Raw genomic sequence first — 22,808 nt, 5'->3', positions numbered from 1 at the left:
CCATGGGTAAGGGCCGCGACAATGGGTCGCGGCCGCTCCGCAAAGCGGCACAAGGGTACCAGTTCGAAGATGACATGGAAGCAATCTGATATCGTTATTTTTCGCTTGGCTGAATCGGTATTTCTGCAGAATCCAGCAGCGAAGGAACTGACAAAACCACCGCTGTCGAATCCCGCAATCATCGGAAATACCCTGCATCGCTAGTCGAATACGCAGGGCCCACCCCTGCGGCGCTATACTCAGCCGTTCGGAATTCACATCACGGACTACAAGGACTCGCCCATGAAAGCGTTCGGCAAAATCCTGGGACTGGGGCTTCTCGGGTTGCTGCTGATCATTGTGGCGCTGGGCTTCGCCCTGACCCACCTCTTCGATCCCAACGACTACAAAGACGAGATCCGCCAACTGGCGCGCGACAAGGCCCACGTCGAGCTGACCCTCAACGGCGACATCGGCTGGAGCCTGTTCCCCTGGCTGGGCCTGGAGCTGCACGAAGCCAGCATCGCCACTTTGGCCAAACCAAAGGAACCATTCGCCGACCTGCAGATGCTCGGCCTATCGGTACGCGTACTGCCATTGCTGCGCCGCGAAGTGCAGATGAGCGATGTACGCGTCGAAGGCCTCAACCTGACGCTTGCGCGTGACGAAAACGGCCACGGCAACTGGGAAGACATCGGCAAGCCGCTGCCGGCTGCAACCGGCGGCAGCGCCAATGCGCCCGCCCAGGCACCTGCCGAACAACCCGCAAAACCTGCTGAAAGCAGCAGTGAGCGCGCGGTGAAGCTCGATATCGACAGCCTGACCGTGAACAACGCCCGGGTTTACTACACCGATGCCAAAAGCGGCCAGAGCTACAGTGCAGAGAGCATCCAGCTGAGCACCGGCCCGGTCCACGAAGGCACCAACATCGCCCTCAAGGCCAGCGCCTTCCTCAGCGCCAGCCAACCGGCGATCAAGGCCCGCACCGAGCTGGCCGGCGAGCTGCGTTTCGATCGCAAGCTCAAGCGCTACAACTTCGAAGACCTGCGCCTGACCGGCGAAACCTCGGGCGAACCCACCGCTGGCAAGACCGTCACCTTCGGTGCCCAGGGCCAGCTGCTGGTCGACATGGGCGCCAACGTTGCCTCGTGGAACGGCCTGAAGGTCTCGGCCAACCAGCTGCGCGCCCTCGGCGAGCTGAACGTGCGTGACCTGGACAAGACCCCGCAGCTCAGCGGCGGCCTGTCCATCGCCCAGTTCAACCTGCGCACGTTCCTCGACGGCATCGGCCACCCGCTGCCGGCCACCAACGATGCAGCCGCATTCGGCAAACTGGAGCTGGTGACCCGCCTGCAGGGCTCGCCGACCAGTCTGACCCTGGCCGACCTGGCCGTGAAACTGGACGACAGCACCTTCACCGGCCGCGTGGCCATCGAAGACTTCGCCAAGCAGGCCCTGCGGCTGCAGCTCAAAGGCGACAAATTCGATGCTGATCGCTACATGCCGGCCAAGAGCGAAGAAGCCAAGGGCGCCACTGCCGCACGCCAGGCCGAGGTCCAGCAACAGGAGGCCACTGCAGTGGCCAGCCCGGCCAGCTCGCCACTGCCAAACGCCCCGACCCAGCAGGCCTGGAGCGACGACAAGCTGCTACCGGTCGACCGCCTGCGTGTGCTCGACCTGCAGGCCGACCTGGCCTTCGGCTCGCTGACCCTGGACAAACTGCCGATCAGCGACGCACAGCTGCAGGCCACCGGCCAAGGCGGCCTGCTGACCTTGCAGGCCCTGCGTGGCGGCCTCTACAACGGCACCTTCGAGGCCAAGGGCAACGTCGATGTGCGCCCTGCCGTGCCGCAGGTCGGTATCAACACCAAGATCACCCGGGTACCGGTCGAGCACTTCATCAAGGTCGAAGGCAAGGAGCAGACGCCCCCGGTCAAGGGCCTGCTGACCCTGACCAGTGATCTGACCGCCACCGGTAACAGCCAGAAGGCACTGGTCGACACCCTCAATGGCAGCGCAAACTTCACCATCAACGACGGCGTGCTGGTCAACGCCAACCTGGAACAGCAACTCTGCCAGGCCATTGCCACCCTGAACCGCAAGACCCTGAGCGGCGAGCCACGCGGCAAGGACACCCCATTCGAAGAACTGCGCGGCAGCCTTGTGATTCGCAATGGCGTGGCCAGCAATCCGGACCTCAAGGCACGCATCCCGGGCCTGACCGTCAACGGCCATGGCGACCTCGACCTGCGCGTACTGGGCATGGACTACAACGTCGGCGTGATTGTCGAGGGTGACCAGCGCGCGATGCCCGACCCGGCCTGCCAGGTGGGCGAGCGCTTCGTCGGCGTGGAATTGCCGTTGCGCTGCCGTGGCCCGCTGGAGCTCGGCGCCAAGGCCTGCCGCCTGGACCAGGATGGCCTGGGCAAGGTCGCGGCCAAGCTGGCCGGCAACCGCCTGCAAGACAAGATCGATGAAAAACTCGGAGACAAAGTGAGCCCAGAATTGAAAGACGCGCTCAAGGGGCTGTTCAAGCGATGACCCCCACGCAGTTCTCCAGCGCCGTGCTGGATTGGTACGACCAGCACGGTCGCCACGATCTGCCCTGGCAGCAGGGCATCAACCCCTACCGCGTGTGGGTGTCGGAAATCATGCTGCAGCAGACCCAGGTCAGCACCGTGCTCAACTACTTCGACCGCTTCATGCAGGCCCTGCCGACCGTGCAGGCCCTGGCTGAAGCGCCGGAGGACGAAGTGCTGCACCTGTGGACGGGCCTGGGCTACTACACCCGCGCCCGCAACCTGCAGAAGGCGGCGAAGATCGTCGTCGAGCAGCATGGCGGCGAATTCCCGCGCAGCGTCGAGCAGCTCACCGAACTGCCCGGCATCGGCCGCTCCACAGCCGGCGCCATCGCCAGCATCAGCATGGGCATCCGCGCACCGATTCTCGATGGCAACGTCAAGCGCGTGCTGGCCCGCTACACCGCCCAGGCCGGCTACCCCGGCGAGCCCAAGGTGGCCAACCAGCTGTGGGCCACGGCCGAGCGCTTCACCCCGCGGCAGCGTGCCAACCACTACACCCAGGCGATGATGGACATGGGCGCAACGCTGTGTACGCGCAGCAAGCCCAGCTGCCTGATCTGCCCGTTGCAGCGTGGCTGCGAGGCGCACCTGCACGGCGAAGAAACCCGCTACCCCGAGCCCAAGCCACGCAAGGCGCTGCCCCAACGGCGCACGCTGATGCCGTTGCTGGCCAACCACGAAGGCGCCATCCTGCTTTACCGCCGCCCATCCAGTGGCTTGTGGGGCGGCCTGTGGAGCCTGCCGGAGCTGGACGATATCGCCCAGCTCGACGACCTCGCCTACCAGCACGGCCTGCGCCTGGCAGACAGCCGCGCGCTTGACGGCCTGACCCACACCTTCAGCCACTTCCAGCTGGCGATCGAGCCCTGGCTGGTGCACGTCGCCCCGGTCGGCCAGCACGTGGCCGAGGCCGACTGGCTCTGGTATAACCTCGCCACCCCGCCGCGCCTGGGCCTCGCCGCCCCGGTCAAGAAGCTGCTCAAACGCGCGGCCGACGAACTTATTGCAGGAGAAGCCCGATGACCCGCACCGTGATGTGCCGCAAGTACAAAGAAGAACTGCCAGGCCTTGAGCGCGCGCCCTACCCCGGCCCCAAGGGCCAGGACATCTTCGAGCACGTCTCGCAGAAAGCCTGGGCTGACTGGCAGAAACACCAGACCCTGCTGATCAACGAGAAGCGCCTGAACATGATGAATGCCGAAGACCGCAAGTTCATCCAGGCCGAGATGGACAAGTTTTTCGCCGGCGAGGAATACGCCCAGGCGGAAGGCTACGTTCCGCCCTCCGAATGACCCCACGGATCGTAAGCGACGGAATTAATTTAAAATTTTTTCAAAAAGTCGTTGACGGGCCGCCAGAAAATCTATTTAATTCACCTCGTCGCCCAGATAGCTCAGTCGGTAGAGCAGAGGATTGAAAATCCTCGTGTCGGCGGTTCGACTCCGTCTCTGGGCACCACCTTCAAGCTTCTGGTGGTTGCAAAGTTACCCGAAGCGACAACAAGAAACCCGCCTAGTGCGGGTTTTTTGTTGTCTGCGGTTTTTGCTTTTGGGATCAGCAGCAACTGTAATTACCACCCCATCCCTCAAGCCCTATCCCGCAGTTCGCGTAGACACCACCTCGGCATGTAGCCTCAGGCCGAGTGCCGCCATCACTTTCATGATGGTCGCCAGGCTAGGGTTACCCTCCGCCGACAAGGCCTTGTATAGCCCTTCGCGAGTCAAGCCCGTATCACGCGCCAGTTGCGCCATGCCACGAGCACGCGCGATATCGCCCAAGGCAGCAGCAAGCAGCACCGGATCGTTTTCTTCAAAGCAGGCCTCAAGGTACAGAGCCATGTCTTCCTCTGTCTTGAGGTGGTCTGCGGCATCCCACTTGGTCAGTTTGGTATCAGTCATGGCGGCCTCCTAAAGCTCGCGTGCCAGCTTGAGGGCTGATCTGATGTCCTTGGCCTGCGTTGACTTGTCGCCACCCGCCAGAAGGATGATCACCTCGTAGCCTCGCTGAACGAAATACACCCGATAGCCCGGACCGTAATCGATCCGCAACTCGGACACTCCTTCACCTACCGACTTACAGTCTCCAATCACTCCAAGCTCGACCCGCCGCAAGCGCACATTGATACGAGCTTGTGCACGAGCATCCCGCAACGCGGCGAACCACCTTCTGTAGCTGTCGGTTTGTAATAGTGTGTGCATGGGAAAAATGTAAACCGTAGTTCACACTACAGCAATCTGGACGTGTTTCAAACTATTTGAATGTACAGCGCCACATCCTCCGCCCACCGGCATTGATCAGCATCAACGACTTCTCCCACACCCAAACTCACAATCAGAAATGGACATTCGACCCCACCTCGCAAGGACCTCCATGAGCGAAGAAACCACCCTCCTGCTCACCGCCCCCGAAGAATCCTCTACTCGCGTCCCGGCCACTCCACGCACGCGCCGCCCTCGCCAGCGCAAACCCGAGCCCACCATCACCCAGATCAGCCAGGCCCCGACCGCGCTTGAAGTGGCCAGCGCACCGAAGGGCAGCAACGAGGACAGCACCTCGGCACGCCTGCCGGCCAGCTACCCTTACCGCACCCGCCTGCGCCGCCAGGATTACGAGAAGGCCAAGCATGCGCTGCAGATCGAGCTGCTGAAGGTACAAAGCTGGGTCAAGGAAACCGGCCAGCGTGTGGTGATCCTGTTCGAGGGGCGTGACGCAGCGGGCAAAGGTGGCACCATCAAGCGCTTCATGGAGCACCTCAACCCGCGAGGTGCGCGTATCGTCGCGCTGGAGAAGCCTTCCGAGCAGGAGAAGGGGCAATGGTACTTCCAGCGCTATATCCAGCACCTGCCCACGGCGGGTGAAATGGTCTTCTTCGACCGCTCCTGGTACAACCGCGCCGGGGTCGAGAAAGTGATGGAGTTCTGCTCGCCGCTGCAGTACCTGGAGTTCATGCGCCAGGCACCGGACCTGGAGCGGATGCTGTGCAACAGCGGCATCCTGTTGTTCAAGTACTGGTTCTCGGTAAACCGCGAAGAGCAGCTGCGCCGCTTCATCTCGCGCCGGGACGACCCGCTCAAGCACTGGAAGCTGTCGCCCATCGATATCAAGTCGCTGGACAAGTGGGCGGACTACACCACGGCCAAAGAAGCGATGTTCTTCCATACCGATACCGCTGATGCGCCATGGACGGTGATCAAGTCGGACGACAAGAAGCGTGCGCGGATCAACTGCATCCGGCACTTCCTGCATTCGCTGGATTACCCAGACAAGGACCACAGCGTGGCCCATGCCCCGGATGAGCAGCTGGTGGGGCGTGCTTCACGGGGGTTCGAAGAGGACGAACCGGCGCCGCTCGCCAGTTGAATCGCCCGGGCTGCTGCGCTTCAATACGCGCAATTTCCGAATACCCCAAGGATTCACCCCATGGCCACCCCAACCAAGCAACAGAAACGCGCCAAGCGCGCCGCCAGCAAAGCCAAGCAGAACCGCATGGTGCGCAGCGGCCAGGCGGTCAAGGCCAGTGCCGGTGACAGCGCCAGCATCGAGCAGGTGTTCAACAAGGCCATGGAGACCGACAGCTACAAAGAGCTGTTCGACAAGATGAAAGCCGCCCAGGAAAGCGGCCTGGTGGCGATGATCTCGGTGTTCCTGGTCGACCCGCTGCTGGCTCTGGTACTCAAGGGCCACAAGGAAGAGCACGCCACCGACTACATCGTGCTGGTGTTCAACGCCTACCGCACCTGGCTCGACGGCGCCGACGAAGACACCACCATGGCCTGGCTGGAGAGCGATGAATTCCAGGAAGCCTATATCGCCGCTTCCGAGCTGGTGGCCAAGCAGCAGCAACAGCAGAAGCAATTTGGCTGATCGAACTGCTTGACCTGCACTGGCCCTTTCGCGGGTGAACCCGCGAAGAGGCCCGCCCAGGCAATAAAAAAGGCCGCATCCTGCACTGGACGCGGCCTTTCTTCATTTCAAGCAGCGCGGATCAGTTGTCCAACGCCACCCGCGCGTTAGCCTCACGCTTGCGGTGCACCAGCAAGCCAGCCGCCACCACGCCAATGCTCAGCAGCGCAGTCGCGATGATCTCGGCACGGTGGTCCTCACGCAGCGCCATCACCACCAGCACAGCCACGATGAAGGCAATGGTCGCCCAGGTCAGACCAGGGAACAGCCACATCTTGAAGGCAATCTTCTCGCCACGCGCTTCACGCTGGCTGCGCATGCGCAGCTGCGAAACGGCAATCACCAGGTACACCAGCAGCGCGATGGCGCCGGAGCTGGCCAGCAGGAACTCGAACACCTGGGCTGGGGCCACGTAGTTGGCGAACACGCAGAGGAACGCGGCAGCGGTCGACAGCAGCACGGCTACATGCGGGGTAGCCGCCTTGGTGGTGCGCTGGGCGATGGCCGGGGCGTCGCCACGCTTGCTCAGCGAGAACAGCATGCGCGAGGACGTGTACAGCGCCGAGTTAAGGCAGCTGGTCACGGCGACCAGTACGACGATATCGACGATCAGCTTGGCGTTCGGCACACCGATGCGGCTCAGTACAGTCTGGTAGGAACCCACTTCGGCCAGCGCCGGGTCGTTCCACGGCACCAGGGCCACGACCAGGAAGATCGACACCAGGTAGAACAGGCAGATACGCCAGATCACCGAGTTGGTGGCGCGGCTGATCTGCTTGCCCGGGTCTTTCGATTCGGCGGCCGCGATGGTGACGATTTCGGTACCCATGAACGAGAACATGGTGGTCAGCATGGCCGCCAGCACTGCGCCCAGGCCGTTTGGCATGAAGCCCTGGGTATCGAACAGGTGCGAAGCACCGCTAACCTGGCTGCTTGGTACAAAGCCGAACATGGCGATGCAGCCGACAACGATGAAGCCGATGATCGCCAGCACCTTGAGCAGGGCGAACCAAAACTCGAACTCACCGTAGTTCTTCACGCTGCACAGGTTGGTCAGGGTCAACGCCAGCGTAATAAGGAGGGAGAAGGCCCACAGGTCCACGGACGGGAACCAGGCGTGGAGGATGGCCGCAGCGGCGTTGGCTTCCAGCGGAATGACCAGCACCCAGAACCACCAATACAGCCAGCCAATGGTAAAGCCGGCCCAGCGGCCAATGGCGCGGTCGGCATAAGTGGAAAACGAACCCGTATCCGGCGAGGCGATCGCCATTTCACCGAGCATGCGCATCACCAGCACTACCAAAGTACCAGCGGCGGCGTAGGCCAGCAGCACGGCCGGGCCGGCAGCTGCGATGGCATGGCCGGAACCTACGAACAGACCAGCGCCGATAACGCCAGCAATGGACAGCATGGTGACATGCCGTTGTTTGAGCCCCTGAGCGAGGTCATTGGAATTGTTACCGCTCATTAAAACTACCTTTGTAAGGAGTGGACCACTCCGACTGCGGGAACAGAGCGCACCTGGGGTTGACCTAGGCGTCGCTGCAATCGGCGGTTTCCTACTGGCAATTAGCGAGCCATATGCTGGATGCATTCGTCAGATTGATGCCCCGACCTTCTAACGGCGCGGGCTGCAGGGCATTCGGCCAACCCTTGACCGAAAGGTCGCCAAATCCCCATGCCAGGTCCGGATTACGGAAATACTCACTTACAAACGCACCAAAGGTGCTCCCAGGTAACACCTTTGCACCAGCGCAAAACACAAAAGTGCAACCCGAAGGTACAACCCTCCTCATCCAATTCAACAGCCCACAGTGGCACCCGCCGAAGCGAGGCAGACCCGCGAATGGTCTAAAACAGCTTCCCAGTGCCGGCCAAAACTGGCACCATCGCGCCTTTTTTCATCAAGGCTATGGCGCTGGGCGAGAGCCTTTGCGGACATCTGCGCGACGTTGCACTGCACCGATGCGACAAACTGCCCCAGCAATGCCTTGAGCCCCCTGCGACCCTGTTGGCCGCCATATTGCCGCTATGCTAGCGTGGCGCACGCCAGGAAGGCCGCCAACAGCTGGGAACGCACCCGATCACATGAGGACCGCACATGGCCCAGGCCACGCCCGCGCTGGAAATCCGCAATCTGCACAAACGCTACGGCGAGCAGGAAATTCTCAAGGGCATTTCGCTGACCGCGCGCGACGGTGACGTGATCTCCATCCTGGGGTCGTCCGGCTCCGGCAAGTCCACCCTGCTGCGCTGCATCAACCTGCTGGAGAACCCCCACCAGGGCGAAATCCTCGTTGCCGGCGAAGCCCTCAAGCTCAAGGCCGCCAAGAACGGCGACCTGATCGCCGCCGACAACCGCCAGATCAACCGCCTGCGCAGCGAGATCGGCTTCGTCTTCCAGAACTTCAACCTGTGGCCGCACATGTCGATCCTCGACAACATCATCGAGGCACCACGCCGCGTGCTCGGCCAGAGCAAGGCCGAAGCCATCGAGGCCGCCGAAGCGCTGCTGAACAAGGTCGGTATCCACGACAAGCGCCACAGCTACCCCGCCCAGCTTTCCGGTGGCCAGCAACAGCGTGCCGCCATCGCCCGCACCCTGGCCATGAAGCCCAAGGTCATCCTGTTCGACGAGCCGACCTCGGCGCTCGATCCGGAAATGGTCCAGGAAGTGCTTAACGTTATCCGCGCACTGGCCGAAGAAGGCCGTACCATGCTGCTGGTGACGCACGAGATGAACTTTGCCCGCCAGGTGTCCAGTGAAGTGGTCTTCCTGCACCAGGGCCTGGTCGAAGAGCAAGGATCGCCGCAGCAGGTCTTCGAAAACCCGACCTCGGCGCGTTGCAAGCAATTCATGTCCAGCCACCGCTAACGGAGCAATACATGCAGACTTACAAGAAGTTTCTCCTGGCAGCCGCTGCCACCCTGGTGATGTCGGCCAATGCCATGGCTGCAGAAAAACTGCGCATGGGTATCGAGGCGGCCTACCCGCCGTTCAACAACAAGGATGCCAGCGGTAATGTGGTCGGCTTCGACAAAGACATCGGCGATGCCCTGTGCGCGAAGATGAAAGTCGAGTGCTCGGTCGTCACCTCCGACTGGGACGGCATCATCCCGGCCCTGAACGCCAAGAAGTTCGACTTCCTGGTGTCGTCGCTGTCGATCACCGACGAGCGCAAGCAGGCGGTCGACTTCACCGAGCCGTACTACTCCAACAAGCTGCAGTTCATCGCGCCGAAGAACGTCGACTTCAAGACCGACAAGGCTTCGCTCGAGGGTAAGACCATCGGCACCCAGCGTGCCACGCTGGCAGGCACTTACCTTGAAGACAACTTCCCGGATGTCAACGTCAAGCTCTACGACACCCAGGAAAACGCCTACCTCGACCTGCTTTCCGGCCGCATCGACGGCATCCTCGCCGACAAGTACGTGCAGTACGAATGGCTGAAGAGCAAGGACGGCATGAACTACGAGTTCAAGGGCGAGCCAGTGATGGACAGCGACAAGATCGGCATTGCCGTGCGCAAGGGTGACACCAAGCTGCGCGACGACCTGAACAAAGCCCTGGCAGAAATCAAGGCTGATGGCACGTACAAGAAGATCAACGACAAGTACTTCCCATTCAGCATCGAATGATCCGCCCTGACCTGCGCGCCCCTGCGGCGCGCAAGTCCCTAGAATGACCTGCCCATGAATATCGACCTGCACGGATTCGGTCCGGCCATGATGGCCGGCACCCTGATGACCGTAAAACTGGCGCTTTGCGCCCTGCTGCTGGGGCTGGTCCTGGGCCTGCTCGGCGCCCTGGCCAAGACTTCCTCGATCAAGCCGCTGCAATGGCTTGGCGGCTTCTATTCGACCCTGGTGCGCGGCGTGCCCGAACTGCTCTGGGTTCTGCTCATCTACTTCGGCACCGTCGGCCTGGTGAACAGCCTCGGCGAAGCCCTGAACCTGCCTGGCCTCGAATTGAGCGCCTTTGCTGCCGGCGTGATCGCCCTGGGCCTGTGTTTCGGCGCCTATGCCACCGAAGTGTTCCGCGGCGCGATCCTGGCGATCCCCAAGGGCCACCGCGAGGCCGGCCTGGCCCTGGGCCTGTCCAAGGGCCGCATCCTGTCGCGCATCATCCTGCCGCAGATGTGGCGCATCGCCCTGCCGGGCCTGGGCAACCTGTTCATGATCCTGATGAAGGACACCGCGCTGGTGTCGGTGATCGGCCTCGAAGAAATCATGCGCCATGCGCAGATCGGCGTGACCGTGACCAAGGAGCCGTTCACCTTCTACATGGTCGCCGCCTGCATCTACCTGAGCCTGACCGTGATCGCCATGACCGGCATGCACTTCATGGAAAAACGCGCCGCTCGCGGCTTTGCGAGGGCTGAGCAATGAACTGGGAAGTCATCATCAAATGGCTGCCGCGCCTGGCCCAGGGCGCGACCCTGACCCTGGAGCTGGTGGCAATTGCCGTGGTCGCCGGGTTGATCCTGGCCATCCCGCTGGGCATCGCCCGCTCCTCGCGCCACTGGTACGTGCGCGCCGTGCCGTTCAGCTACATCTTCTTCTTCCGTGGTACGCCATTGCTGGTGCAGCTGTTTTTGGTCTACTACGGCTTGGCGCAGTTCGATGCGGTGCGCTCGAGCAGCCTGTGGCCGTACCTGCGCGATCCGTTCTGGTGCACGGTGCTGACCATGACCCTGCACACCGCCGCCTACATCGCCGAGATCCTGCGCGGTGCACTGCAGTCCATCCCCAAGGGCGAGATCGAAGCGGCGCGGGCGCTGGGCATGTCGCGCGGCAAGGCGCTGTTCTACATCATGCTGCCGCGCGCCGCGCGCATCGGCCTGCCGGCCTACAGCAACGAAGTGATCCTGATGCTCAAGGCCAGTGCCCTGGCCAGTACCGTGACCCTGCTGGAGCTGACCGGCATGGCGCGTACCATCATCGCCCGGACCTACTTGCCGGTGGAGATCTTCTTCGCGGCCGGGGTGTTCTACCTGGTGATCTCGTTCGTGCTGGTGCAAGGCTTCAAGCTGCTGGAACGCTGGTTGCGCGTAGACGCCTGCCAGGGCCGCTGACCCTACTGGCCATTCGCGGGTAAACCCGCTCCCACAGGAACTCCACTGCCTCCGGGCCTGTGCCGAACCCTGTGGGAGCGGGTTCACCCGCGAAGAGGCCCTGGAAAACCACACACCCCTCAAACCACGCCCATGCCCTCGTACCTCCACAGCCCCCATTTGCACGACCGCTTCCAGGCCCTCGATCAGTTTCTGACCGAGCACCAACCGCTGTGGAAACCCCGGCCCTTCACCGCCCTGCGCCTGGACTGGGAAGCCGAGTACCCCGAACTCGCCGCCCACCTGCGCCAATGCTCACTGGCCGATGCCGAAGCGGACATCGATTCGCATGGCCTGCCCGCCCCGTTCCCGCAACTGGCCGCACAAGCCGAACAGCTATCAGCCGTAGGCGAGCTCCCCGACACCGGCCTGCCCACCGCCGGCCACCGCCTCGATGTCGCCGTGCCCGGCCGCAAATGGCAGCAGATCGAAGCCTTCAGCCGCCGTCTGGGCTTTCGCGAACACACCCGCCACTGGCTCGACTGGTGCTCCGGCAAAGGCCACCTCGGCCGTCGCCTGCTGCAACCCGGCCAGCAGCTGACCTGCCTGGAGTACAACCCTGAGCTGGTCGCCGCCGGCCAGGCCCTGAGCGATCACCATCACCTGCCCGCGACCCACGTCCACCAGGACGTCATGACCGCCAGCATCACCCAGCACCTGAACCACGAGAAAAGCGTGGTCGCCCTGCACGCCTGCGGCGAACTGCACGTGCACCTGTTGCGCCAGGCCAGCCAGCAAGGCTGCCGCCACCTGGCGGTGGCCCCTTGCTGCTATAACCGCATCCCCGGCGAGCACTACCAGCCGTTATCCACAGCCGCGCATGAGTCGTCACTACAGCTGAGCATGATCGACCTGGGCCTGCCGCTGAACGAAGCCGTCACCGCCAGCGCCCGTGTTCGCCACCAGCGCGATTGCTCCATGGCCCGCCGCCTGGGCTTCGACCTGCTGCAACGCGAACAGCGCCAGTGCGATGAATACCTGTCCACCCCTTCCCTGCCAATCGCCTGGCTGGACAAGCCGTTCGAACAGTACTGTCGCGAGCTGGCCGATCTGCGCAACGTCGCGCTCAGTGGCAGCCCGGACTGGGCCGCGCTGGAGGCCGCCGGCTGGCAGCGCCTGGCCGAGGTACGCAACCTCGAGCGCCTGCGCAACCTGTTCCGTCGCCCACTGGAATTGTGGCTGGTGCTCGATCGCGCCCTGTTCCTCGAGGAACAAGGCTACGACGTTCGCCTGGGCATTTTCTGCGATTACCCACTCACGCCACGCAACCTGCTGCTGCTCGCCGAACGTGGACGTTAGCGACATCACAACCTGTGGATAACTCTGTGAACAAGCTTTTGATGACTGGATGAAGCCAAGCGCTATTTCAAGCGTTTGGCTTATTCCTGCACATGCCTCAAGCCCAGTAAAAACAGGTGTTTGCGCAAAGACCGGCGGTATGGAGAAGCGGCATGCCTTTCGCGCAAGGCGGCAATGCCTCTTGTGCATAAGCTCTCGTTATGCATGCTGCGAAAGGCCATTTCCCAACCTTGCGACTGCTTTTTTGTAGGAGCGGCCTTGCGTCGCGAAAGGGCCGCAAAGCGGCCCCAGGATGTAAGCCGTGATACAGCTAGTGAACCTGCAGATCAATGCACCTTGTTCCTGGCAATCTCGACATCGTTCATCAACGCCTTCGCCAGCGCCAATAGATAGTCCGCAGCGCCCAGCAGCTTGTGGTCATCCTCCATATCCCCCAGATTGGCAACCCAGGAACGTTATCCCTGGGCCACCTCCCCGCCGACAGGGAAGGTTCGACTTGTTGCGTAGGATAATTCCCAAATACCTCAATCCTGAAGCATTTAGTCTCAAGTTCAGAAATCCCTCACAAAATCACCACGATCCCTGTGGGAGCGGGTTCACCCGCGAAGAGGCCGACGGTGTATCATCCGCCTTCCAAATCATCGAAAAACCACGTCGCACGCTGTCCGTCAGCCTTGCGACCCTCTGGCGTTGCGCCAGAATCGACAATGGACGAACGGACTACACCATCGTGACCCAAGCCAAACGCCTTGCCCTGCTGGCCTTCACCCTGACCCTGGGCGCCTGCGCCAACAGCCCTGCCCCGCACCCCGCAAGCCACCTGGACTGGAACACCCCCGGCATGCAACTGGGCGGCGACAACGGCCTGCCCCTGCGCGTGGAAAGCCCGTGCCGCAAGCGTGGCTGCGACAACGACAAGCTGTTTTTCAACCCCGGCAAGACCGAGCCGAACGTCAATACCATCCACCGCGGTTGGTAAGAAAATATCCTTTTGGGCCGGTGACTTAGGCTATTTGCAAGCTTTCGCAAGGAAGTGGTTTACACGCGCCAACCGATCGTTATAATGACGCCCCATTGCCGGTATAGCTCAGATGGTAGAGCAACTGACTTGTAATCAGTAGGTCCCGGGTTCGATTCCTGGTGCCGGCACCATTCAAGGTTCCATAGAAAGCTTTCAAAATCTCTGGAACCCCCGAAAAACCCGCCTTCTGGCGGGTTTTTTCGTTTTGGCGTTCCGTCGGATTCCGAGGGTAGCCAGCGCTAATAAGGGTAGTTTAAGGATAGAGGTCCGTTTCGATATCGGAGACTACCCTTATGGCTCGCACCACTGCCCCGCTTACAGACACCGCCTGTCGCACGGCGAAGCCCAGAGAGCGCGAGTACAAGCTCTTCGACGGCGACGGTCTTTACCTGCTTGTGCAACCCAACGGCCGCAAAGGCTGGCGGCTCAGGTACGTGAAACCCGATGGCCGCGAAGGCCTGACCGCCCTCGGCAGCTATCCGGTGGTCGGGCTAGGCGACGCACGCCGCAAGCGCTTCGAGATCAAGCAGCAGCTCGCCAACGGCATAGACCCCATCCAGTACAAGCAACAAACCAAGACCCAGGCCGTGATCAACGGCCGCACCTTCGAAAGCGTTGCGCTCGACTGGCATGCGAGCATGGCGCCCAAGTGGGCGCCCGGCCACGCCAAAACAGTGCTCAGCCGTTTGAAGACACACGTCTTCCCTATTCTCGGTGCCAGGGCAATCGTTGAGCTCGACATTCACGACCTTATGCAGCCACTGGAGGCCGTGACGAAGCGCGGCACCATCGACGTGGCGCTCAGGATCAAGAACTACCTGCAAAGCATCATGCGCGAAGCCAAACGGCTGCGACTTATCACGGCGAACCCGGCTTACGACCTCGATGGCTCGATCAAAACGCCACGGGTTACACATCGACCCGCACTACCCTTATCACGGTTGCCTGAGCTACAGGCGCGTATCGACGGCTACAAAGGTCGCCCACTCACGCGGCTCACGGTGATGCTATCGCTACACGTGTTCGTACGCTCCAGTGAACTGCGCTTCGCCCGCTGGAACGAGTTCGACCTCAAGCGCGGAATCTGGGAAATCCCCGACACCCGGGCGGCGCTGGACGGCGTACCGTTTTCCACAAGGGGTACAAAGATGGCCGGGGACATTCACGTTGTACCCTTATCACCACAGGCAGTGGCCTTGCTTGAGCAGATCCACGCGATCACCGGCAAGTTCGAGCTGGTGTTCGCGGGAGATGCCAAACCGTGGAATCCGATGTCCGAGAACACGGTGAATGCCGCGCTCAGGACGATGGGCTACGACACCAAGGTGGATATCTGCGGCCACGGTTTCCGAGCCATGGCGTGCAGTGCGCTGGTCGAGTCCGGGCTGTGGTCGGAGACGGCTATCGAAAGACAGATGAGCCACAAGGAACGCAACAACGTTCGGGCCGCTTATACCCACAAGGCCGAGTTCCTCGAAGAGCGCCGGATGATAATGACCTGGTGGAGCCGGTTTCTGGATGCAAACCGCGAGGACCATGTGACGCCGCATGAGTTTGCCAAGCAGGCGGGCGAGAACGTCACGCGCCTGCGCAGTGCCAAGAGGACCGAGTAACCCGCCGCACCACAACCTCAAACTGGCTGTGAAGTTACCCACAGCACCGCATGAAGCTCCTCCGCGCAGGTCCTTTCAAACGGGGCTGCAAAGCCGCCCCGTTTGAAAGGACCATACCTAAGAAAAAAATCCCAGGCACAGCGTACGTCTGTGGAAAACCACTGATGTCCACCGGAGGATAGTTTTATCCACAGGCGCTAAATCCCTGAAATCGCTTTGCTTGACGAACATTGTCCACAGGCGTAGACCGGGAGTTGCAAGCGCTGTCGATGACAGCACCCCAGGTGACCCGAACCTTAAAGGTCACGCCGCTCTGGCGGTGGTTCTCCCCAAGGGCGATTCGCATCCGGCAGCTCGCCCGGTCACTACCCATGTGATGGATGCTCTTACACACATAGCGCTCGTGCGCCAGATACACCGTACCTCGCTGCCCTGCAGCAACCTATCCGCTTGGCCGAAATATTGCGCCAACCTGTGCCCGTCTCTTTCTTCTGGAAAGAGACGGGCACTTCTACCACTGCTGCAGCCCCGATCGCACAAGGCTTTGCGGCATTCCCCCTCGTGACAATCGGCGTGACAAACGCCGATGTCACCAGCAACAGCCATGCAGATGATGGTGCCGCAGACCAAGGAATGGACTGCACCTGACTGACAGTCAGGCACGCCCCGGTCATCGCATTGCTGCTTGCACCTGGCTCAGGATCTCGTGGCACTGGTCTCGTCAGCCAATGCAGCCTCCACCCGCCCACCGTTAACGGTGCTCAGGAGGCCAGATCATGAGATGCCCTTGCTCCTGGACGTAAGGAGCCGCCAGTCCCGCGTAGAGGACATTCCCCACAGGTCGCAGGGGCCTTGATCCCTGATAACACTCAACATTCTTGGCGGGATGACGTGGGCGAGGATCGGAGAACGGCAGATGAGGTGACCGACATGGCATTGGTGGGTAGACGCGATGGCCGCAATTTCGGCTACGGCAGGCAATTGAGCTACGCAGGACCGCAGGCACTGAAAGACATGTTCGGCGGCGGTCATTACGGCACGGTCAAAGCGCACTGTGATCGTTGGCGGGCGTTCGTGAAGTGGTGCCGCTCCGAACAGGGGCCCGGTATCAATGATGCGCGGCAGATTGATCGAAAAGTGTTGGCCGACTATGCGGCGTATCTGCGCGACGTGGTTGGGCGCGGTGCCCTCGCAGTCAGCACCGCACAAAACCGGCTCTCCAGCGTTAACAGAACTATGGCGGCGCTTCGCGGTGATCAGTGCGTGAAATTGCCAAGTCCAAGCAAAGCGTTGGGTATGCAGCGCACTGGGGTTCGCCAGTCGGTGCCGCAGGGCCAAGACCGCGAACAGGTGAAGCAGATCTTCGATGCGCTTTGCGGTCGTGGCCAGAGACGGGCCGCCGCGATCGCCCTGTTGGCAAGAGCCACCGGTATGCGCTTGCGTGAGGCCATCTTGGCTGACCTGCCACGGTTAAGCCGTGAGGCTAGCAATCTAGGTAGGATTAACATTCAGGATGGCACCAAAGGCGGCCGCGCCAGCGCCTCGGCGCCCCGTTGGATTGCAGTGGATGACCATGTTCGAAGTGCACTTGAGTTTGCACGGCAGGTGTCGCCTGCGGGTAGCCGCAACTTGATCGCGCAGAATGAATGCTACCTTGATTTCCATCGACGAATCGTTCGCCCTGCGCGAGACATCCTGCAAACACACCACCTCAAAGGCTTCCACGAGCTAAGAGCTGCCTTTGCGTGTGAACGCTATGAGCAACTCACTGAGCATCCTGCCCCGATTAACGGTGGATACTGCTACCTAATCGACCGACGCCTAGATCAGGATGCTCGGGTACAAATCAGTTATGAACTGGGGCATAACCGTGTCGTCGTAGTGGCCTCGTACATTGGTGGTCGAGCATGAGCACGGGATTCGACATGGATCTTTTCCTAGCGGGCGTCCTAACCGGATCGTATACCACGCGCCAACGCCATCTGCATCAGGCGAAGGCCATTCAAACAGCAATAGCTGAGCGCTGGCACCGAGATAATCCTTGGACATGGCAAAGAAAACATGTGGTATGGTTTCTGCGTACGAAAATACAACATCGAGCCGCTTACACGCGCTACTACTATAAGCTGACTGCTGAGCTCATTACTTTACGATTGAGTAAAAAATGGAGATATGATTAGTGAAAGAAACAACACGAGCTAGAGTTGCCGCAGTTGTCGGAGCTGCCGCCAATAAGAAAAAAATTAGCTCTATCTACGATTACTCGGCTTCATGCCATAGGAATATTTCAGCTAACATCGCCCATGGAAAAGTTGAAGGATACGACTACACAACATCTACCTTTTTTTCCGGAAATAGTAACAACTCGTTGGACTTTTATGACTACGGAAATTCAAAACACGTAAACCTGAAAATTAATGGAGAAAAATTTGATGGCTATGACTACGACACGCAAAAGCATTTTTGTGGAACCGTAAGTGGTAAAAGCATTTCCCTTTACGATTACGACACTGGAAAATATTATAACTACAGCATTTAGACGCCAACAATCAATCAAAATCTTACCAAGTAGATATGCTCTCACAATCAGTAAGCATTGCCTGACTCGACCTGACATCCCCAGGTAGTATCAGGCACTACTTTTCATTTGGAAGCTTAATCTAAGCTTCTAACATTTTCATTCCCAAACCAAACCTTCGCCTTCTCAATAACGGCATCAGATGGTGAATGATAAAATAAAGCTAAATTTGACTTTGCACGAGTACAGCATACATACAGAATCTTTCGCGTTCGGCTCACCACACTCTCTTTATCCGCACGATCAGTGAAGAGATAGTCAAAATTATAGGAATTCCACCGACCATTATTGAGAACAACTAGAACATCAGGAAACTCCCGGCCTTTGGTTTTATGCTGAGTAGAGAACGGCGTAAACCCTTCAAGATATTCAAATAGCTTTTGAAATTGTGCAAATGGGAGCGCGGCCACTTGGTTGTAAATATAGCGTTTTGACTCAACAAATGATTGAAGACGATCATCAACTCTAACAAGCCCCCCTGCATTTGCCTCATCGATAACTTGCTGTACCGTCTTGCCATCGACTTGAGATAAACTTACAACCTTCTCCTTCAGTCTAACTTTATCATTTTTCGACGTAACGGCATGCTCAGTTATCCGGAGAAATTCGTTAAAGTTCCCCTCCAAATACAATTGGACATTTTTTTGTATTTTAAACAAATGCTTTATAAGGTCATCCCTGTTACCACCACCCCGTCCCAACTCACCTCTATCAGACTTTTGATCATCTATTAGTTGGTCTTTATCCACATATAGAGAAGCCAGCTCACTATATTGATATCCCAGCGCTGCATCATATACGGCTTGATGCTCCGCAATATATGCCGCCATGCCATCTGTGGGCTCAATGTCTTTTAGGGCTTTACCAACTTTCCCACACTTCAACTCGAGCAGGACTTCTCCAAATGTTTTTCCATCAGAGACGAAATCAGAATCACTCTTCTTAATATAATTTTTTACTCTACGGACATACTCTAAAATCTTGTCACCATCATAAATCCTCATCAACTCACTAAAGCCTGCTTTTGCAGCGATTAGGTTATGAGTAAGATTCAGCTCTTTCGCGCCCGATGGCTCAGAAAAATTCCAGCCAAGAAATTTCTTTACGATATTAACATCATCATTCGAAGAGTATATAAACTGTATACACCCGCTCTTTACATTTCCATCTTCGGCCATGTTAGGAGCATTCAAATCTTTAGAGGGCACTTGGTGAAGTCCATCATTCCGAAGCTTGTTTGCCAAATCGATTACATTTTTTGGATTCCTCCTATTTTCTTCCTTCTTTATTTCCCTTACCTGCCCAACCCCCTCCCCTTTGTATGAATCTAAATCACCTATTCCCTCGTCATAAATTGCTTGCATTGCATCACCGAAAAACCCAACAACATTCGGATCGCCAACTCTAGCCAACTGAGTGAGAAGTATATCCACAACCTCAGCCTGAGTGTCTTGATACTCATCTACCAGAACATATGGATAGCAATCTTTCAGAATTCGACATAGTTTGTCATATCGTTTAAACATCTCATTAGCAAGCACAATAACTTCATCATGAGAAATAACCCCCTCCCTAAATTTTACGTACTCTTTATACCTAACCTCTCCCTCAATCTCAGCTAACTTTGTCGATTCACCATTAGCATCCAAAACTTTAAAAGCCGATATTTCATCATCATTGATCAGCGCTAACAGAACTTCTTTTAGCTCAACCTGAAAGTGCTTGATCACTCCCCAAAGAAAGTCATGAATCGTAGAAACGTGTAGATTTGGATGACTAGCTCTACCCTCAATCTCCCGCACCGCCGCGTTGGTGTAGGTTATACACGCTACACGCGCTAAAGGCTTGAGGGTAACCAAATTCGTTATGACCTCTACCAATGAATATGTTTTTCCACTTCCAGCACCACCACTCAGTAAAAAACTCTTGCCCTCACTGATAGTATCTAGAATCTTTCTCGTTTCTTCACTAACCCCCACTAAGCTCTTCATTTGCGCAACCATTCCAAACCCTCCTGGATATAGTGAGGTGTTTTCCAATTGGAAAAGTCAGATTTCTTGTCAGGTATACTATTAAGCAAAATCTCAATCGCTAACGAAGGCTTTTTGCCAACTGCTTTCTCTGCAAATTCGAATGCATCGCACTCGCCTTTTACATACTTATTGAACCACTTAGGCGTTAGAGAGGGGAACTTCTCATGGTCAGTTCCAAGCAGTGCCTTGTTAATAGAAAAAAATGCATCCTCGAAGCTTCTTCCATGATAGCCGTCATCTTTAGTTTGATATGCTAGGAAAACACAGCCATCGACATCTACCTTCCACTCGTTTCCGACTTTAGACAAAGCCTTACCTTCAACACCAAGTGAAGTAAAGTAGCCCAAGTCCTCTCTAACCTTACCGTGATAAAATATTAACGATCCATTCGCTGTATGGTCTGCCGCAGGGTCATCTGGACGACATTTTATAGTCTCTATTTTTTGAGTACCTTTTTTATACAGCTGTGGAGTAATCCCATCCTTTTCAAAAAGCAGCTCTTTAATACCACTATCTATATCGGTCAAAATCAAAGCTTTAATGCCAATAAAATGAATAAATTTTTCAAAAATTTGAGCATGCGCCCCTACCTCAACAATTGAGATGTTCTGAGAAAGTAGCGGTATGGCACCAGCATCAGGAACTTCTTGATCAAATTTCCGCATCATTGCTGGCAAAAGAATTTTCTCAGTATCGCCCTCAACCAGTATTGCTTTATCGGCAAAAAATAGCTCAGCGCGATTTAACGTAAGATACTGCTTAAGGAACTTATAGTAGAGTTCAGCCTGGGCATTATCATCTGCATTATCAGACGAATACTCCGATTTGAGAGCTTTGAGATTTTTTGCATCCACACTGTTAGCAAGAGGCGACTTTCTTAAATACTTAATATCATCAAAATCACACTCCGCCACTATATGAGAAGAATGAGTGCTTATAATCGTTTGAAGATGGATCTCTACCCCATCCTCTCTCAGCCTACTTTCTTTTAATAAAGATTTAATATTTTTTATAAAAGTATATTGCATTTGAGGGTGCGTATGCGCTTCCGGCTCCTCAATAAAAAGCAAATTAATAGCGGCAGGATTTTCTTTGCTAGGCCGCCTAAAAGAACTCATCAACATTTCTATTTCAAAAATCATGCTGATTAAGTTCATATAGCCAAGACCATTAAAATGTTCTGGCAGATCATGCGTATCATGGGTATACATCACAGTCGTATTTCCATCCAGCAACTCTCGGTGCTGCAAGGTGGACGCAATTTTTATATGCGTCTCCGACAATCTAGACCCTCCAAATTTTGCTACTTTACTCAACAACCCAGAAAACATATCCTGATAGATTTCGCTTAGCTCTATATCCGTTGATCGCAATTGTTTCTTAAAACCCTCAACAGCCTCCTGCTGCTCTTGGTTCTCAGATGTCTTTTTGTATATAATTGCAGTTTGAGATGAGAGTGTTTTATCGTTATCTTTATTCGTAACACTCCGCTTCGCACCGATAGATCTGAATGAGACAACGTCAGCCAGGCTGATATTTTCCTTAGTTAAGTCTGTGAACACTTTCGGATCACTATAGGAAAAGCTTTTTTTCCGGACTTGGTCAAAGTAAATATGCTGATTTTCTTTAAGAAACAAACTAGGGTCATTGTCATATTTGTCTTTTACAGCACTATAATCATTCCGCATCGACGTCAACTGGGAGTAACTAATCAGATACTCAAAGCCAAGCACAATATGATTGTCATCAGGATCCAAGCTCATTATTAACTGGCTTACCGCTGACAAATTATCGACATCATCGTACTCAATATACAACTTTAACGTTATACCTAAGGGTAAATAAGTACTTTCCGAACCTATCGGATCGCCCCCTCCCACCAATTTAATTAAGGCTGCTTTTAGGTCAACATTAAAGTCGTCAAAAACTATTTTATGCCTCTCAGAAGAGTTTATAAATTTCTCTAAGGCAGATAGCAGCGAAGTTTTCCCGCTATTGTTTTTACCCAGCACCAGAGAAAGATTGCTCTCAAGATCAAGAGAAAAGCTCTTCAACAAACGAAAATTGCTGACTTCGATCCTTACTACTTTCATGACCCAATCCTTGAATTAGAGTAATACTAGACCGCATTTAAATATCAGGCGCACCTAACTCCTGGCATAAAATAACCAGTAATCGATCAACAAAAATTATATCTATCGGCGTGTATCGTGCTGATATTAATTGGCTTAATCGCTTAAGCGGATCCTCTGCATCCATGCAAACCAAACCTCCTGCTGCCCAGGGTCGTATGACCCATGGTACTGGCCACTTGCCAGACAGTAGCTAAAGCTTGGCGCAGCCGGCAAGTAGCTTCAACATGTGCAGCAGGTATCACACACTGTAAATACGGAGACTGTCGTGGATGTCAGGATAGATTTAGAGATAGAATCTTTTCAATAATCACTAAAATACTAATAAAAACATGTAGTTATATAAAGATTCGACTCCTGGTGCCGCACCATACGCAATACTCAAAAGGCTCACCGAAAGGTGGGCCTTTTTACTTTCAGTGTCAGAAAGCCCGCGAGTCAGTTCAGTCCCTGAGCGGCCTTGTGTCGCGAAAGGGCTGCGCAGCAGCCCCGGCAATCATTGGGCAGACGCTGAGATCTGGGGCCGCTTTGCGGCCCTTTCGCGACGCAAGGCC

General features: G+C 56.7%; 19 protein-coding genes and 2 tRNA genes. 16 read left to right on the top strand and 5 right to left on the bottom strand.

The genetic code is table 11. The annotated features are described in order from the left end of the window. Window positions 1-282: 282 nt before the first annotated feature. From ACIPW4_RS02155 to ACIPW4_RS02140, 4 genes are all read left to right on the top strand, one after another. Window positions 283-2,520 (top strand): AsmA family protein, encoded by a 2,238-nt coding sequence (locus ACIPW4_RS02155; protein ID WP_400654378.1) that lies wholly within the window; start codon window positions 283-285, stop codon window positions 2,518-2,520. Beyond that, a complete protein-coding gene (mutY, locus tag ACIPW4_RS02150) occupies window positions 2,517-3,584 on the top strand; it encodes an A/G-specific adenine glycosylase (RefSeq protein ID WP_400654377.1) in 1,068 nt (355 codons plus the stop codon). Before ACIPW4_RS02155 ends, mutY begins: the two co-directional genes overlap by 4 nt. Then, the gene (locus ACIPW4_RS02145; RefSeq protein WP_400654376.1) at window positions 3,581-3,853 is read left to right on the top strand and encodes an oxidative damage protection protein; all 273 of its coding nucleotides are present in this window, start codon (window positions 3,581-3,583) and stop codon (window positions 3,851-3,853) included. The genes mutY and ACIPW4_RS02145 overlap by 4 nt, the downstream gene beginning before the upstream one ends. Window positions 3,854-3,943: 90 nt before the next feature. Further along, window positions 3,944-4,019, top strand: a tRNA-Phe gene (locus tag ACIPW4_RS02140). A 134-nt stretch (window positions 4,020-4,153) separates the two neighbouring features. Here ACIPW4_RS02140 and ACIPW4_RS02135 read toward each other — a convergent pair. Both ACIPW4_RS02135 and ACIPW4_RS02130 read right to left on the bottom strand, forming a co-directional pair. Next, on the bottom strand, window positions 4,154-4,459 hold the full coding sequence (locus tag ACIPW4_RS02135) for an addiction module antidote protein (protein ID WP_400654375.1): 306 nt from the start codon (window positions 4,457-4,459) through the stop codon (window positions 4,154-4,156). 9 nt (window positions 4,460-4,468) lie between these two features. After that, window positions 4,469-4,759 (bottom strand): type II toxin-antitoxin system RelE/ParE family toxin, encoded by a 291-nt coding sequence (locus ACIPW4_RS02130; protein WP_400654374.1) that lies wholly within the window; start codon window positions 4,757-4,759, stop codon window positions 4,469-4,471. A 172-nt stretch (window positions 4,760-4,931) separates the two neighbouring features. Between ACIPW4_RS02130 and ppk2 the strand changes: the two genes are divergently transcribed. Together ppk2 and ACIPW4_RS02120 are read left to right on the top strand one after the other, a co-directional pair. Then, window positions 4,932-5,921 (top strand): polyphosphate kinase 2, encoded by a 990-nt coding sequence (ppk2, locus tag ACIPW4_RS02125; protein WP_400654373.1) that lies wholly within the window; start codon window positions 4,932-4,934, stop codon window positions 5,919-5,921. A 60-nt stretch (window positions 5,922-5,981) separates the two neighbouring features. Further along, window positions 5,982-6,425: a hypothetical protein gene (locus tag ACIPW4_RS02120; protein WP_400654372.1), complete on the top strand. Its 444-nt coding sequence runs from the start codon at window positions 5,982-5,984 to the stop codon at window positions 6,423-6,425. Window positions 6,426-6,546: 121 nt separating this feature from the next. On the opposite strand, the gene gabP is transcribed toward ACIPW4_RS02120, so the two are convergent. Continuing rightward, entirely contained in the window at window positions 6,547-7,932 is a 1,386-nt protein-coding gene (gene gabP / locus ACIPW4_RS02115; RefSeq protein ID WP_400654371.1) for a GABA permease, read from the bottom strand. Window positions 7,933-8,565: 633 nt separating this feature from the next. Here gabP and ACIPW4_RS02110 point away from each other — a divergent pair. From ACIPW4_RS02110 to ACIPW4_RS02065, 10 genes are all read left to right on the top strand, one after another. After that, window positions 8,566-9,339 (top strand): ABC transporter ATP-binding protein, encoded by a 774-nt coding sequence (locus ACIPW4_RS02110; RefSeq protein WP_400654370.1) that lies wholly within the window; start codon window positions 8,566-8,568, stop codon window positions 9,337-9,339. Between the two features lie 11 nt (window positions 9,340-9,350). Then, window positions 9,351-10,103, top strand: coding sequence for an ABC transporter substrate-binding protein (locus ACIPW4_RS02105; protein WP_400654369.1), 753 nt, complete (start codon window positions 9,351-9,353; stop codon window positions 10,101-10,103). A 54-nt stretch (window positions 10,104-10,157) separates the two neighbouring features. Beyond that, window positions 10,158-10,853, top strand: a complete 696-nt coding sequence (locus ACIPW4_RS02100) for an ABC transporter permease (protein WP_400654368.1) — start codon at window positions 10,158-10,160, stop codon at window positions 10,851-10,853. Continuing rightward, complete coding sequence (locus ACIPW4_RS02095) at window positions 10,850-11,539, top strand: ABC transporter permease (RefSeq protein WP_085677908.1); 690 nt, start codon at window positions 10,850-10,852, stop codon at window positions 11,537-11,539. The genes ACIPW4_RS02100 and ACIPW4_RS02095 overlap by 4 nt, the downstream gene beginning before the upstream one ends. Window positions 11,540-11,671: 132 nt before the next feature. Beyond that, on the top strand, window positions 11,672-12,877 hold the full coding sequence (locus ACIPW4_RS02090; protein ID WP_400654367.1) for a methyltransferase: 1,206 nt from the start codon (window positions 11,672-11,674) through the stop codon (window positions 12,875-12,877). Between the two features lie 730 nt (window positions 12,878-13,607). After that, a complete protein-coding gene (locus tag ACIPW4_RS02085; protein ID WP_400654366.1) occupies window positions 13,608-13,856 on the top strand; it encodes a hypothetical protein in 249 nt (82 codons plus the stop codon). A gap of 97 nt (window positions 13,857-13,953) precedes the next feature. Next, a tRNA-Thr gene (locus ACIPW4_RS02080) sits at window positions 13,954-14,029 on the top strand. Window positions 14,030-14,191: 162 nt separating this feature from the next. Next, window positions 14,192-15,511: a tyrosine-type recombinase/integrase gene (locus ACIPW4_RS02075; RefSeq protein WP_400654365.1), complete on the top strand. Its 1,320-nt coding sequence runs from the start codon at window positions 14,192-14,194 to the stop codon at window positions 15,509-15,511. Between the two features lie 930 nt (window positions 15,512-16,441). Next, entirely contained in the window at window positions 16,442-17,422 is a 981-nt protein-coding gene (locus ACIPW4_RS02070) for an integrase domain-containing protein (RefSeq protein WP_400654611.1), read from the top strand. Between the two features lie 268 nt (window positions 17,423-17,690). Continuing rightward, the gene (locus tag ACIPW4_RS02065; protein WP_400654364.1) at window positions 17,691-18,050 is read left to right on the top strand and encodes a hypothetical protein; all 360 of its coding nucleotides are present in this window, start codon (window positions 17,691-17,693) and stop codon (window positions 18,048-18,050) included. A 116-nt stretch (window positions 18,051-18,166) separates the two neighbouring features. On the opposite strand, the gene ACIPW4_RS02060 is transcribed toward ACIPW4_RS02065, so the two are convergent. After that, window positions 18,167-20,092 carry a UvrD-helicase domain-containing protein gene (locus ACIPW4_RS02060; RefSeq protein WP_400654363.1) on the bottom strand — a complete coding sequence of 642 codons (1,926 nt, stop codon included), beginning with the start codon at window positions 20,090-20,092 and terminating at the stop codon, window positions 18,167-18,169. Then, a complete protein-coding gene (locus ACIPW4_RS02055; protein WP_400654362.1) occupies window positions 20,077-22,215 on the bottom strand; it encodes an ATP-dependent nuclease in 2,139 nt (712 codons plus the stop codon). The genes ACIPW4_RS02060 and ACIPW4_RS02055 overlap by 16 nt, the downstream gene beginning before the upstream one ends. Window positions 22,216-22,808 lie beyond the last annotated feature (593 nt).

Source organism: Pseudomonas sp. NPDC089996, from assembly GCF_044748405.1.
Taxonomy (GTDB): domain Bacteria; phylum Pseudomonadota; class Gammaproteobacteria; order Pseudomonadales; family Pseudomonadaceae; genus Aquipseudomonas.
This window is presented reverse-complemented; position numbering and strand designations above follow the sequence as displayed.